Here is a 12145-nt window from a genome sequence, read left to right as displayed (position 1 = left end):
TGTGGGAGCGGGCTTGCTCGCGAAGACGCCGGTCCATGCAGCACAAGACTCAGGGCTTGATTTTGCGCCCGACCATATGCTGCAAATACCCCACCAGCATCCCCAGATCCCCATCCGGCAACACCTCGGCCGAGAACCCGGGCATCTTCGCCTGCGGCCATTGGCGCAAACTCTGTGGATCGCGAATGTAGCGCTTGAGGAAGTCCGCGCCGAAGTACTCGGTCGGGCCGTATGGAATATTCAGGTCCGGCCCGAACTGCGCATCCCCGGCGCCATTGAGTCGATGGCACGCCAGGCAGTTCTTCTGGAACAACGCAAAACCCTGGTTCACCGGATCATCGGCCTTCAAGGACGGATCGGGCAGCAGGGCAGGGAAGCGCTCGGCCACGGGCGCCAGGCGCTTGATGCTCGCGACCTGGAACGGCCATTGCTCGGGGCTGATGTTGCCGGCCTGCGGATCGGTCCAGACCAGGTAGAACGGCCCGGCACCCGGCTTGCCTTCCGCTAGCGCCGGCCACGGTTTGGCCGGGTCTTCAATTGCCAGCCAGGCCCGTGCCCCTTGGGTATTGAGCAACGGCGCGGCGGCCATCTCGGCGGCAAAGCCATCCAGGGCCACGGCTTGCAGGTGGTCGTCAGGCTTGATGCCGGTCAGCAGGGCGGACAGAGGCACGGCGCGGTAGCTCATGTCCCGTTTGTAGGAAACGTCGTTGCTGATGTTGAGGGTTTGCACCTGGGGATGCTTGAGCAATTCCTCCGTCTGCCAGGTGCGACTGTTCGCGCCCAGCTCCAGATTCAGCTGTGCGGCATAAAGGGGCGAGCCGAACAGCAGGGCCCCGAGCAGAATGAGCATTTTCAAAGTGATTGCCGTCCTTGTCGTGGAAGTGCCATGAAGGGTGGCACAGCCACGCTGGCCCGGGTAGCGGGCCAGTCACATTTTGATAGTGGCAATTCAAAAACTGTGACGCCGTATCTCTTGGACGCGACTAGCCGATGACCTTGGTCAGGTTCGGCAGTATCAACAACAGCGTGGTGGCAAAAAGGATGAGCCCGGCTTGACGTACTTTCGATTGTTTGAACATGGCTTGACCGCCTTTATTGTTATTTCCTGATGCCTGCCTGCATAGCTCCATGATGGCAGCGCGTTGCACTTCCTGTAGTGACGAGCGCCTCGGCAAAACCCGACGACAACTTCGTACAAGTTCACCTTAGAGCCCGCGCTGCGCTTGGTTTAGATCCATTTCATATGGTGAGGTTGCGATTTGCTTTAAAAAAGGCATGAGGCCTATTGCCAGCTTCTTTGCCGCCCTTTGGCTAGACAGCTTGGTGTCCTGAATCGGTTAATCCGCTCGTTCACGACCGTCCGTCTGAGCGTGTGCGTCAACATCTGTGAGCGCTGCGGTCATTGAATCAAACGTGGCTCGGGCCAAGAGTGGGCGCTCTGCCTTTACTCTCCTGCACTGCGGTTCGAGGACGTCATGACCCAAGCATTGATTTTCGACGCATTACGCACACCCCGTGGCAAAGGCAAGGCCGACGGCGCCTTGCACAGTGTCAAACCGGTGAACCTGGTGGCCGGTTTGCTCAGCGCGCTGCAGCAGCGCACGGCGCTGGACACCAGCCAGGTCGATGACGTGGTGCTCGGCTGCGTGACACCGATTGGCGATCAAGGTTCTGACATCGCCAAGACCGCCGCCCAGGTGGCCGATTGGGATGTCAGTGTGGCGGGGGTACAAATCAACCGTTTCTGCGCTTCGGGGCTGGAGGCGGTCAACCTCGGCGCAATGAAAGTGCGTTCCGGTTTCGAGGATCTGGTGGTGGTCGGTGGTGTCGAGTCGATGTCACGGGTGCCGATGGGCAGCGATGGCGGCGCCTGGGCGCTGGACCCGGCGACCAACCTGCACAGCCATTTCACTCCGCAAGGGGTCGGTGCCGACCTGATCGCCACCCTTGAAGGCTTCAGCCGTCACGACGTCGATGCCTACGCCCTGCATTCCCAGCAGAAGGCAGCGCGGGCGCGGGCCGACGGTTCGTTCAACAAGTCGCTGGTGCCGGTGCAGGACCAGAACGGCATCATCCTGCTCGATCATGATGAGTTCATCCGCGCTGAATCGACCCTGGAAGGCCTGGGCAAGCTCAAGCCGAGTTTCGAGATGATGGGGCAGATGGGGTTCGATGCCACCGCGCTGCGGGTCTACAGCCATGTCGAACGGATCAATCATGTTCACACCCCCGGCAACAGCTCCGGGATTGTCGATGGCGCGGCGCTGATGCTTATCGGCTCCGAAGCCAAGGGCCGGGAGCTGGGGCTGCAGCCCCGGGCGCGGATTGTCGCCACGGCGGTCACCAGTACCGACCCGACCATCATGCTCACCGGCCCCGCGCCGGCGACCCGCAAGGCGTTGGCCAAGGCCGGGCTGCGGGTCGAAGACATCGACCTGTTCGAGGTCAACGAGGCGTTCGCTTCGGTGGTGTTGAAATTCATCAAGGACATGGCGGTCGACCCGGACAAGGTCAATGTCAACGGCGGTTCCATCGCCATGGGCCACCCGCTGGGCGCCACCGGTTGCGCCATCCTCGGCACACTGCTGGATGAACTGGAAGCCCGACGCCTGCGTTATGGCCTGGCGACCCTGTGTGTCGGCGGCGGCATGGGCATTGCCACCATCATCGAACGCCTCTGAGCCCGGACTTCAAGGAATCCCGTTATGAGCGAAGCCATTCGTTACGAAAAAGACCAGGACCGCATTGTCGTCCTGACCATCGACCTGCCGGGCCAGAGCGCCAACACCATGAACGCGGTGTACCGCGAGGCCATGGCCGACTGCGTCGCGCGCCTGGTGGGCGACAAGGACAACATCGCCGGTGTGATCATCACGTCAGCCAAGAAAACCTTCTTTGCCGGCGGCGACCTCAATGAATTGATCAAGGTCGGCAAGCCCGAAGCCAAAGCCTTCTACGACATGGTGCTGACCCTCAAGGGGCAGTTGCGCACCCTGGAAACCCTCGGCAAACCGGTGGTTGCAGCGATCAACGGCGCGGCACTCGGCGGCGGCTGGGAGATCTGCCTGGCCTGCCATCACCGGGTGGCGCTGGATAATCCTGCGGTGCAACTCGGCCTGCCGGAAGTCACCCTCGGCCTGCTGCCGGGTGGTGGTGGCGTGGTGCGCATGGTACGCATGCTCGGGATCGAAAAAGCCCTGCCGTACCTGCTGGAAGGCAAGAAGGTGCGGCCGCAACAGGCATTGCAGGCAGGCTTGATCGACGCGTTGGCGACCGACCGCGAAGATCTGCTGGCCAAGGCGCGGGCGTGGGTTCTGGCCAACCCGGTGGCGGTACAACGCTGGGATGTGAAGGGCTATCAGATTCCGGGTGGCACACCGTCGAATCCGAAAGTCGCGCAGATGCTGGCGATTGCCCCGTCTATCCTGCGCAGCAAAACCCAGGGCACGATGCCCGCGCCGGAGAAAATCCTCTGCGCAGCGGTCGAGGGCGCGCAGGTGGATTTCGACACCGCGCACCTGATCGAAACCCGCTACTTCACCGAGCTGACCACCGGCCAGGTCTCGAAAAACCTGATCGGTACATTCTGGTTCCAGCTCAACGAAATCAACGCCGGCGGCTCGCGGCCTCAAGGTTTTGCGCCTTATGTCACCCGCAGGGTCGGCGTGCTCGGCGCCGGGATGATGGGCGCCGGTATCGCGTTTGTCAGCGCGTCCGCGGGTATCGATGTGGTACTCAAGGACATCAACCTTGCCGCAGCCGAGAAGGGCAAGGCGCATTCGGCAGCGCTGCTGGACAAGAAAGTCGCTCGCGGACAAATGAGCATCGAGCAACGTGACGCGGTGCTGGTGCGCATCCAAACCAGCGAAAACGATGCTGACCTGGCCGGTTGCGACCTGATCATCGAGGCGGTGTTCGAGGATCGTGACCTCAAGGCCAAAGTCTCGTTGGCCGCGCAGAAGGTCGTCGGCGCGGACGCGGTAATCGCGTCCAACACCTCGACCTTGCCGATCAGCGGCCTGGCGTGCGCCGTGCCCGACCAGAGCAAGTTCATCGGCCTGCATTTTTTCAGCCCCGTGGAAAAAATGCCGCTGGTGGAAATCATCAAGGGTGCCAACACCAGCGACGAAACCCTGGCCCGCGGATTCGATTACGTCCTGCAAATCAGGAAAACCCCGATTGTGGTCAACGACAGCCGCGGTTTCTTCACGTCGCGGGTGTTCGGCACCTTCACCAACGAAGGCATTGCCATGCTGGGCGAAGGTGTGAACGCGGCGATGATCGAGACTGAAGCACGCAAGGCCGGCATGCCTGTAGGACCGCTGGCGATCTCTGACGAAGTTTCCCTCAGCCTGATGAACCATATCCGCCTGCAAACGGCCAAGGACCTGCAAGCAGAAGGCAAGCCGCTGACAGAACATCCTGCGTTTGCCGTCATCGACTTGCTGCTCAATGAGTTCAAGCGTCCGGGCAAGGCGGCCGGTGGCGGTTTCTACGAGTATCCGCTGGGCGGCCAGAAACGCCTGTGGCCTGAGTTGAAAAAGCGCTTCGAGAAAGCCGACGGGCAGATTTCACCAGTGGATGTGCGTGATCGCCTGCTGTTCGTGCAAGCCATCGAAACCGTGCGTTGTGTAGAGGAGGGCGTGTTGACCTCGACGGCGGACGCCAACGTCGGCTCGATCTTCGGCATCGGTTTCGCCGCCTGGACCGGCGGTGCACTGCAGTTCATCAACCAGTACGGCGTACAGGACTTTGTCGCCCGCGCCCAGTACCTGGCCAAGCAATATGGCGAACGGTTCGCGCCGCCTGCACTGCTCCTGGAAAAAGCGGCGAAAGGGGAGGCCTTCTAAGGGCGCGATGACACATTTCGGGGCTTGCCTTGTCACAGTGTTTCGAGGCAGGCTCTGGGGTGTGCATTATTCCCATCACGTGTCAGGTATTTTTTATGTCGTTACGCATCTGCATTCTGGAAACCGACCACCTGCGTCCGGAATTGGTTGACCAATATCAGGGCTACGGGCAGATGTTCAAACACCTGTTTTCGCAGCAGCCGATTGCCGCCGAGTTCACTGTCTACAACGTGGTGCAGGGTGAATACCCAAGCGACGACCTGACATTCGACGCCTACCTGGTGACGGGCAGCAAGGCCGACTCCTTCGGCACCGACCCGTGGATCGAAACCCTCAAGAAGTACCTGTTGACCCGCTACGAGCGTGGCGACAAGTTGCTCGGCGTCTGCTTCGGTCATCAGTTGCTGGCATTGCTGCTCGGTGGCAAGAGCGAGCGTGCGACCCAGGGGTGGGGTGTCGGCACCCACAACTACAAACTGGCCGCCAAGGCTCCATGGATGAGTCCTGTACGCGAGGAACTGACACTGCTGATCAGCCACCAGGATCAGGTCACGTCGCTGCCGGAAAACGCCACGGTCATCGCCTCCAGCGATTTCTGCCCCTATGCCGCCTATCACATCAACGACCAGGTGCTGTGCTTCCAGGGGCATCCGGAATTCATCCACGACTACTCCCGCGCCCTGCTGGAGATTCGTCAGGATGCGCTGGGCCAGCAGATCTACTCCAAAGGCATTGCGAGCCTGGAGCAGGAGCACCACGGCACTACGGTTGCAGAGTGGATGATGCGGTTTGTCGCGCACAAGCCGGCGGCTGTTTAAAACCTGAATGCTTCGCGAGCAAGTCGGATCGCCGCACCGCCGCTCCCACATTGAAATGCGATCAACATGTGGGAGCGGGCTTGCTCGCGAAGGTCGTGAACGATAACGCGCCAAACCTGACAGCCCGCGGTGCTCTCAGGTTTTTCGCGAGCGAGCTCGCTCCTACAGCCACCCCGATTTCTTGAAACTCGCCCACAACCCCACGCAGCCCACCGTAATAAACCCCAGCACCCCGAAATAGCCGTAGTGCCAGCCCAACTCAGGCATATTCTGGAAGTTCATCCCGTAAATGCCCGCCACCGCCGTCGGAAAGGCCAGAATCGCCGCCCAGGCCGCAAACTTGCGTTGCACCACGCTCTGACGAGAGGCCTCCAGCAGCACTCCGACCTCAATTGTCTGGCTGGCAATATCCGCCAGGGTCGTGAGGTCTTCCATCTGCCGCGTTACATGGATCTGCACATCGCGAAAGTACGGACGCATGTTCTTGTCGATGAACGGGAAGCTCAGCTTTTGCAGTTCCTCGCCAATCTCCACCATCGGCGCCGCGTAACGACGCAGGCGCAATACATCCCGACGCAAGCCATGAAGTTTCTGAATGTCGTGCTCATTCAGCGCACTGCAAAGTACGTTGCGTTCCAGCTCATCGATTTCAGCATGAATGGCTTCACCCATTGGCTGGTAGTTTTCGATGACGAAGTCGAGGATGGCGTAAAGTACGAAATCTTCTCCGTGCTCCAGCAGAATCGGACGTGCCTCACAGCGCTGTCGGACATAGGCGTAGGAAGCCGAATGGCCGTTGCGTGCGGTAATGATGTAACCCTTGCCCGCAAATATATGTGTTTCGATGAACTCGAGTTTGCCTTCATTGCGAATCGGCGAGTACGTAACGATGAACAGTGCATCGCCGAAGGTTTCCAGCTTCGGCCGGCTGTGTTTTTCCAGGGCGTCTTCAATGGCCAGCTCGTGCAGGTTGAACTGGCGTTGCAGGTTGTAGAGTTCCTCGGCGTTCGGCTCCTCGAGGCCGATCCAGACAAAGTGCCCGGGTTTTGCCGCCCAGGCTGCACCTTCGTCGAGGGTGATATTGGTGACTTTCTTACCGGCGCTATAAACCGCAGCAGCAACAACTCTACCCATGATGGTGATTCACTTCTTCTTGGCAGCTTTCAATTGGCAACAAATGCAATGGCAGTGTCGATCAGCTTAGCCTCGCAAGGGTTTGAGAGTCAGTTAAATCTGCCGAGTTCGCCGGTAAAGTCTCGCAGGCAAAAGAAAACCCGCACCAGGCGGGTTTTCTTGTTCAGGCGGCTTGCAGTTGCCGGTCCATCGACTCGATGCATTCACGCATCTGCTCGCGGCACTGGGCAATCAGCAGGGGCATGTCGTCCAGGCTCAATCCGGCGGTGGGAATCGCCGGCAACGAGCGAATCAGGATCTTCCCGCTGCGCCAGCGGTTCAATCGCATGTGTTTGACGTAACTGCTGACACACACCGGCACGATGGGTACCCCGGCGGCAATGGCCATCTGGAAGGCGCCTTTCTTGAAGGGCAGCAACTCTTCGCCCAGGTTGCGCGTGCCTTCCGGGAACACCCAGATCGAGGTGTCTTTGTTTTGCAGGGTGTGGGTGGTGGTCAACATCGACTGCCGCGCCTTGTGCGCATTGCCGCGGTCGATCAGCACATTGCCGGCCAGCCAGAACAGCTGCCCGAACAGTGGCACCCATTTCAGGCTCTTTTTGCCGATGCACACGGTACGGCGGGGCACCACGTTGCCAAACACGAACAGGTCGTAGTTGGACTGATGATTGGCGACGATCACGCAGCTGTCAGGTTTATCCATCAACGGCCCGACTTCCGCCTTCACCCGCAAACGCAAAATACACATGGCTGGCCACGCATACAGGCGTGCGCACAGGCGGCTGTTGTCCGGGTTGAAAGGGCGGCACAGGCCGAGGATTACACCCAGCACACCTGCCACGATAAAATGCAGGCCCATCAATGACATACGGAACAAAAACAGCATTTACAGGCCCCACCGGGACAAAAGGTGGCGCAGTGTACGGATGTGCACTGTTTTCGGCAATTGCTGCCAGAGTAGTGAGCGATAGCCGATGTTTGTGCTGATGTTTCCGACTAATGGGTCAGGCACGGTCTAGAGCCATCACAGATGTTTAACCAGGACAGGTACGAAAAAGCCCGACGCGACGGTCGGGCTTTTCGTTGCAGCAGATCCGGGCTTAACCCAAATGCTCCTGGTCCTGGATGATCGCGTTGTCCAGGGCCTCCAACAGTGCTTTGCGCACTTTCAACTTGGTGTTCTTGTGCGCGGTCATGTTGATCTTCTTCAACTGACGAGCCGCCGCCAGTGCCGTGACTTGCAGTTCTTCCGCCGACACCACGACATCCAGGAAACCGGCAGCCACGGCGCCTTGTGGATTGAACATCTCACCGTTGACCACCGAGCGCTGAAGCGCCACTTTGTTCAGGCGGTCACGGGCGATTTCGATGCCCGCGTGGTGCATGGTCATGCCGATCTGCACTTCGTTCAGGCCAATGCTGAACGGACCGTCTACGCCGATGCGATAGTCGGCCGACAACAGCAGGAACGCACCCTTGGCCACCGCATGCCCCGGGCACGCCACGATCACCGGGAAGGGGTGCGACAGCAGGCGGCGGGCCAGGGTCGAGCCGGAGGTCACTAGTGCCACGGCTTCTCTAGGACCCGCCGTCATCACCTTCAAGTCATAACCGCCAGAGAGAATGCCCGGCTGCCCGGTAATGATCACCACCGCACGATCAGTCACTGCCCGATCCAGCGCAGCGTTGAACTCGGCAATCACATCCGGGGAGATGGCATTGACCTTGCCATTGCTCAAGGTCAGGGTCGCGATACCGTCTTCGAGATGGTAGGAAATCAACTCACTCATGACGCTATTCCTTTCAATAAAGTTGGGCAGACGTTACCCACCGCCGCTGGCCAGGTAAAGCGCCGTGACTGACCCGCCAGTCACCCTTTGCCCGCCCGCCAGGCGCAGCCCGCCGCGCCTGCTGCGCATTCCCCTCTATATAGAGGAGGGCACGAAGCCGGAGATTGGCCGGTTTGCCATGGCCCGGAGGGAGCGCAAACGCTGAATCGCGTTAACCGCATGAAAATTCTGAAAAAAATGTTTGCCATCGGAAAAGCTTTCGACTACATTAGCGCGCCTCGACAGACAGAACATGTTTGAAGAGATACGGTGAAGTGTCCGAGTGGCTTAAGGAGCACGCCTGGAAAGTGTGTATACAGGAAACTGTATCGAGAGTTCGAATCTCTCCTTCACCGCCACATTCTGAAAACCCCCGCAAGCTTACGGTTTGCGGGGGTTTTTCTTTTTCAGTTGTGCCAATCAATACATCCCGCCACTTACCGAGTCTCCACTACGTCAGCTCAAACCGCTCTTGCGCATAGTCCTTACCTGCCAGGGTAAGTTCAAAAATGGTGGCGCCGAACGTACCCCGAGTCACTTTTTGATTCACAAGACGTTTAGCCTGGAGTTGCTTCAGACCCTCTTCAACTTCCAGCTTGCTGAGTGAGACCAGTTTGCAAATCGAGTCCAGGTTTGCAACTTTTCTGAAGTTTGCGTGATAGGCCAACGCTTCCATCAGCAGCGTTTGGTTATCTGTCAGCTGTGGAAACTGTGGGTTGTTCTTTTTGTAAATTTTTCGCTCTATCTCATGTAGCTCACTGTAGGCTCCGTCGTTGCTGCGGTAGTAGTAAATCACTAAGGTCAGTGTGCTGACGAACGCCCCGATAATCATCAGCAGCGACCAGTTCGGCATTGGCGTTTCCAGTTGAAGCCAGCTCCATGTGCGTAGCAGCCAGCCCTTGATCTCTGCCAACAACGTCAGCTCGAAGTAAGTGTCGAGCAGCTTTGTGGCAATGATCAGGGCAATAAGGAAGCCTGCAGCCGAGTAGGCCATAGCCTTGCAAGTGAACGGGGAATGATTGCCTTCTGCCGCCATGCTGATGGTCTCCAGCGCAGGGAACCGATGTTTCAGCATAGCAGCAGGGCACTCTGGCATTGGCCGCGCAAGCAGTGAACAGGGTGAGCTGGCTGTTAGACTGTCTGGATTCTTCGAATTCTTCGAATGGAATCGACATCATGCTCCATCCTCCGCAAGTGTTCGTGTTGCCGCCAGGTTCAAAGCGACTGTGACGATAGTCATCGTCCGTTACGCATCACACCCGGTGGGCAGCAACTCGGCGAATGATCCCGTGACTTTGCCGGCGTTTGATGCGCTGGCCGAATATCTGAACAGGAATAAACAGCAATGATCACCACCACAACCCACTCCATTGAAGGCCGGCAAATTACCGCCTACCTGGACATCGTCAGTGCCGAGTCAGTGCAAGGGATCAACGTTGTTCGTGATGTATTTGCCGGGATGCGCGACTTTTTCGGTGGGCGCTCCCAGACGCTGGAGCGAGCGTTGAAGGAAGCACGCATTCAGGCCACCGATGAGATCAAGGAGCGGGCACGGGCGCTTCAGGCGGACGCGGTGGTGGGGCTTGACTATGAGATCAGCATGCCGGCCGGCAGGGGCGGGATGGTCGTCGTGTTTGTGACCGGGACAGCGGTCAAGTTGCGATGAGGGATCGCAGCCATTCGTCGGTCACATGAAAATTCGAACGGAAAGTCCATTAGTGACCGGCTAGTCTGAAAAGCCTTGGCGGTCGATATTTTTCAGGCAAAGGGCTTGCCGGTGTCGACCGTGCTCTTTGAAAGGGGTGAAGAGATGGCTGATCCGTATATCGAGGACGATGGCGCAGAATTTCCGATCAACAATTGCGTACAGTGTGGACAGACCCAGTATGTGGCCAGTTTCGGCGAAGACCAGACAGAGGTCGACAAGATCAAGACCAGGGCGTGCCGGGTCCTGAAGGGCAAGTTCCTGCCCAAGGTGACAGCACCGGTCAGGAAATAGGCGAACACAGGCAGACCCCGTCATTGAACGGGGTTTTTCATGTCTGAAAGGGTTTCATGACAAGTTTTTTAAAGTGGAGCTCTTTCACAAACTTTTCACAGCACGCTCCGTAGTCTCGACTCATCCGTTAGAAAGCAACACCTGGCCCGTTTCCCCAGCGGGCTTTTTTTTGCCCGTCGTAAAACCTTTTTCAAAATTGCTGTCCAACCGTCGCCAATCGCGAAGTTGGACCGGCGTGCTGGACTCTATCCGCGCAAAAGCATTCAATCTCGCCTCCTTTTTGTGTACCCCTATTTTTTGAGGTTTTTGTCATGCGTTTAACACTGCCTGCTCTGGTTCTGGGGCTTCTGGTTGCTCAAGGTGCAATGGCCGGTGACGGTACTGCCGCGCTGGGTGGTGGCTTGGGCGGCGCATTGGGTAATGTGGTTGGCCAGAAGATGGGCGGCAGCACTGGCGCAGTGATCGGTGCGGGCGTTGCTGGCGCGGCGGGCAGCGCAGTTGCCGCCAAAAAAGGTCATCGCACCAGCGCTGCCATCGGTGGCGGTGTCGGCGCAGCCGGTGGTTCGGTGATTGGTAAAAGCCTGGGTGGCAGTTCCGGTGCCACCATCGGCGCCGGCCTGGGCGGTGCATTGGGCGGCGGCGTTGGCAGCAACCTGGCCAACGGTCACAAGCGTCATTGATGCTGATCCAGATGTGAAAAAGCCCGGTTTGATGCCGGGCTTTTTCATATATGAACGATTCCCGCCGCAACGGCTCAAATCTTCCATACCCCTGAAGAATGCGAGGCGTGCCATGAACCCGAAAACCGACGGCAAACAGAACGCAAGCCCGATGACTCGACGATTGATGTTGCCTGCGATTATTTTTGGATTACTGCTCTCCCAGGTGGCGCTGGCAGGCGGTAACGGAGATGCCGCGGTGGGCGGTGGTCTTGGTGGGGTGCTGGGCAACGTAGTCGGTGGCCAGGTGGGTGGCAGTACTGGCGCAGCGATTGGTGCGGGTGTCGGCGGGGCGGCCGGCAGTGCTGTTGCCGCGCCCAAGCACAATCGCACCGAAGCGGCGGTAGGCGGTGGTTTGGGCGCGGCGGGCGGATCGGTGCTCGGCAACAGTCTTGGCGGTTCGACCGGATCGGCCATCGGTGCCGGTCTTGGCGGTGCAGCCGGCGGTGCGATCGGCAATGATCTGGGGGATGACAGTGGCCATTCCCATTCCGGTGGCGGACATAAACACTCGAACAAGCACCACAAAAAGCATCACTGATTGAGTGAGGCAAACCATGACTCTGGAATCCGAAGGCGCGGAAGACAAAGACCCAAGTGGCCAGCCATCCATCAACGATCCCGGAAATGAAGATCCGGGATCGCTGATGGATGATGCGACGGTGCCACTTAACGATGCTGATGACGCAGGTGATGTGGGAAATATCGAGTTTGATGATGAGGAAGAGGACGAAGACTGATTGAGTCCTGTTGCCGAATCAACCGATCGTCTACCGGGTCGAACGCGTCCATCGCG

13 protein-coding genes and 1 tRNA gene are annotated in these 12145 nt (G+C 58.7%); 9 read left to right on the top strand and 5 right to left on the bottom strand.

The genetic code is table 11. From position 1 onward, the window contains the following. Window positions 1–49: 49 nt before the first annotated feature. A complete protein-coding gene (locus tag KW846_RS05075) occupies window positions 50–850 on the bottom strand; it encodes a cytochrome c (protein WP_218481676.1) in 801 nt (266 codons plus the stop codon). A 625-nt stretch (window positions 851–1475) separates the two neighbouring features. Between KW846_RS05075 and KW846_RS05070 the strand changes: the two genes are divergently transcribed. From KW846_RS05070 to KW846_RS05060, 3 genes are all read left to right on the top strand, one after another. Further along, window positions 1476–2681 (top strand): acetyl-CoA C-acetyltransferase, encoded by a 1206-nt coding sequence (locus KW846_RS05070; RefSeq protein WP_218481522.1) that lies wholly within the window; start codon window positions 1476–1478, stop codon window positions 2679–2681. 24 nt (window positions 2682–2705) lie between these two features. Beyond that, entirely contained in the window at window positions 2706–4850 is a 2145-nt protein-coding gene (locus tag KW846_RS05065) for a 3-hydroxyacyl-CoA dehydrogenase NAD-binding domain-containing protein (RefSeq protein WP_218481521.1), read from the top strand. 95 nt (window positions 4851–4945) lie between these two features. After that, window positions 4946–5668 (top strand): amidotransferase, encoded by a 723-nt coding sequence (locus KW846_RS05060; RefSeq protein ID WP_007971914.1) that lies wholly within the window; start codon window positions 4946–4948, stop codon window positions 5666–5668. 162 nt (window positions 5669–5830) lie between these two features. Here KW846_RS05060 and KW846_RS05055 read toward each other — a convergent pair whose 3' ends face one another. The 3 genes from KW846_RS05055 to KW846_RS05045 all read right to left on the bottom strand — a co-directional run bounded on the left by KW846_RS05055 (window position 5831) and on the right by KW846_RS05045 (window position 8592). After that, window positions 5831–6802, bottom strand: coding sequence for a magnesium and cobalt transport protein CorA (locus tag KW846_RS05055; protein ID WP_102702385.1), 972 nt, complete (start codon window positions 6800–6802; stop codon window positions 5831–5833). 163 nt (window positions 6803–6965) lie between these two features. Next, a complete protein-coding gene (locus KW846_RS05050; protein WP_116582389.1) occupies window positions 6966–7688 on the bottom strand; it encodes a 1-acyl-sn-glycerol-3-phosphate acyltransferase in 723 nt (240 codons plus the stop codon). Window positions 7689–7902: 214 nt separating this feature from the next. Beyond that, the gene (locus KW846_RS05045; RefSeq protein WP_116582390.1) at window positions 7903–8592 is read right to left on the bottom strand and encodes a crotonase/enoyl-CoA hydratase family protein; all 690 of its coding nucleotides are present in this window, start codon (window positions 8590–8592) and stop codon (window positions 7903–7905) included. A 308-nt stretch (window positions 8593–8900) separates the two neighbouring features. On the opposite strand from KW846_RS05045, the gene KW846_RS05040 reads away from it, so the two are divergent. Beyond that, window positions 8901–8990: transfer RNA gene (locus tag KW846_RS05040), tRNA-Ser, on the top strand. A gap of 92 nt (window positions 8991–9082) precedes the next feature. On the opposite strand, the gene KW846_RS05035 is transcribed toward KW846_RS05040, so the two are convergent. Continuing rightward, a complete protein-coding gene (locus KW846_RS05035; RefSeq protein ID WP_218481520.1) occupies window positions 9083–9667 on the bottom strand; it encodes a hypothetical protein in 585 nt (194 codons plus the stop codon). A 309-nt stretch (window positions 9668–9976) separates the two neighbouring features. On the opposite strand from KW846_RS05035, the gene KW846_RS05030 reads away from it, so the two are divergent. From KW846_RS05030 to KW846_RS05010, 5 genes are all read left to right on the top strand, one after another. Beyond that, window positions 9977–10297, top strand: coding sequence for a YbjQ family protein (locus tag KW846_RS05030; protein ID WP_218481519.1), 321 nt, complete (start codon window positions 9977–9979; stop codon window positions 10295–10297). A 144-nt stretch (window positions 10298–10441) separates the two neighbouring features. Further along, window positions 10442–10630 (top strand): hypothetical protein, encoded by a 189-nt coding sequence (locus KW846_RS05025; protein ID WP_033047548.1) that lies wholly within the window; start codon window positions 10442–10444, stop codon window positions 10628–10630. Window positions 10631–10941: 311 nt separating this feature from the next. Continuing rightward, window positions 10942–11310, top strand: coding sequence for a bacteriocin (locus tag KW846_RS05020; RefSeq protein ID WP_218481518.1), 369 nt, complete (start codon window positions 10942–10944; stop codon window positions 11308–11310). Window positions 11311–11422: 112 nt separating this feature from the next. Continuing rightward, window positions 11423–11890, top strand: coding sequence for a YMGG-like glycine zipper-containing protein (locus KW846_RS05015; protein WP_218481517.1), 468 nt, complete (start codon window positions 11423–11425; stop codon window positions 11888–11890). A gap of 16 nt (window positions 11891–11906) precedes the next feature. Next, window positions 11907–12089, top strand: a complete 183-nt coding sequence (locus tag KW846_RS05010) for a hypothetical protein (RefSeq protein ID WP_218481516.1) — start codon at window positions 11907–11909, stop codon at window positions 12087–12089. Window positions 12090–12145 lie beyond the last annotated feature (56 nt).

The organism is Pseudomonas sp. PDM32 (assembly GCF_019219225.1).
In the GTDB taxonomy this organism is placed as follows: domain Bacteria; phylum Pseudomonadota; class Gammaproteobacteria; order Pseudomonadales; family Pseudomonadaceae; genus Aquipseudomonas; species Aquipseudomonas laurylsulfatiphila.
The sequence above is the reverse complement of the archived record's forward strand: the minus strand, read 5'-3'. Positions and strand labels throughout refer to the sequence as shown.

Coding starts and splice junctions, on each gene's coding strand:
- KW846_RS05055 (WP_102702385.1), bottom strand. CDS start 6,802: ATGGGTAGAGTTGTTGCTGCTGCGGTTTATAGCGCCGGTAAGAAAGTC.
- KW846_RS05065 (WP_218481521.1), top strand. CDS start 2,706: ATGAGCGAAGCCATTCGTTACGAAAAAGACCAGGACCGCATTGTCGTC.
- KW846_RS05045 (WP_116582390.1), bottom strand. CDS start 8,592: ATGAGTGAGTTGATTTCCTACCATCTCGAAGACGGTATCGCGACCCTG.
- KW846_RS05020 (WP_218481518.1), top strand. CDS start 10,942: ATGCGTTTAACACTGCCTGCTCTGGTTCTGGGGCTTCTGGTTGCTCAA.
- KW846_RS05070 (WP_218481522.1), top strand. CDS start 1,476: ATGACCCAAGCATTGATTTTCGACGCATTACGCACACCCCGTGGCAAA.
- KW846_RS05030 (WP_218481519.1), top strand. CDS start 9,977: ATGATCACCACCACAACCCACTCCATTGAAGGCCGGCAAATTACCGCC.
- KW846_RS05050 (WP_116582389.1), bottom strand. CDS start 7,688: ATGCTGTTTTTGTTCCGTATGTCATTGATGGGCCTGCATTTTATCGTG.
- KW846_RS05075 (WP_218481676.1), bottom strand. CDS start 850: ATGCTCATTCTGCTCGGGGCCCTGCTGTTCGGCTCGCCCCTTTATGCC.
- KW846_RS05035 (WP_218481520.1), bottom strand. CDS start 9,667: ATGGCGGCAGAAGGCAATCATTCCCCGTTCACTTGCAAGGCTATGGCC.
- KW846_RS05015 (WP_218481517.1), top strand. CDS start 11,423: ATGAACCCGAAAACCGACGGCAAACAGAACGCAAGCCCGATGACTCGA.
- KW846_RS05010 (WP_218481516.1), top strand. CDS start 11,907: ATGACTCTGGAATCCGAAGGCGCGGAAGACAAAGACCCAAGTGGCCAG.
- KW846_RS05060 (WP_007971914.1), top strand. CDS start 4,946: ATGTCGTTACGCATCTGCATTCTGGAAACCGACCACCTGCGTCCGGAA.
- KW846_RS05025 (WP_033047548.1), top strand. CDS start 10,442: ATGGCTGATCCGTATATCGAGGACGATGGCGCAGAATTTCCGATCAAC.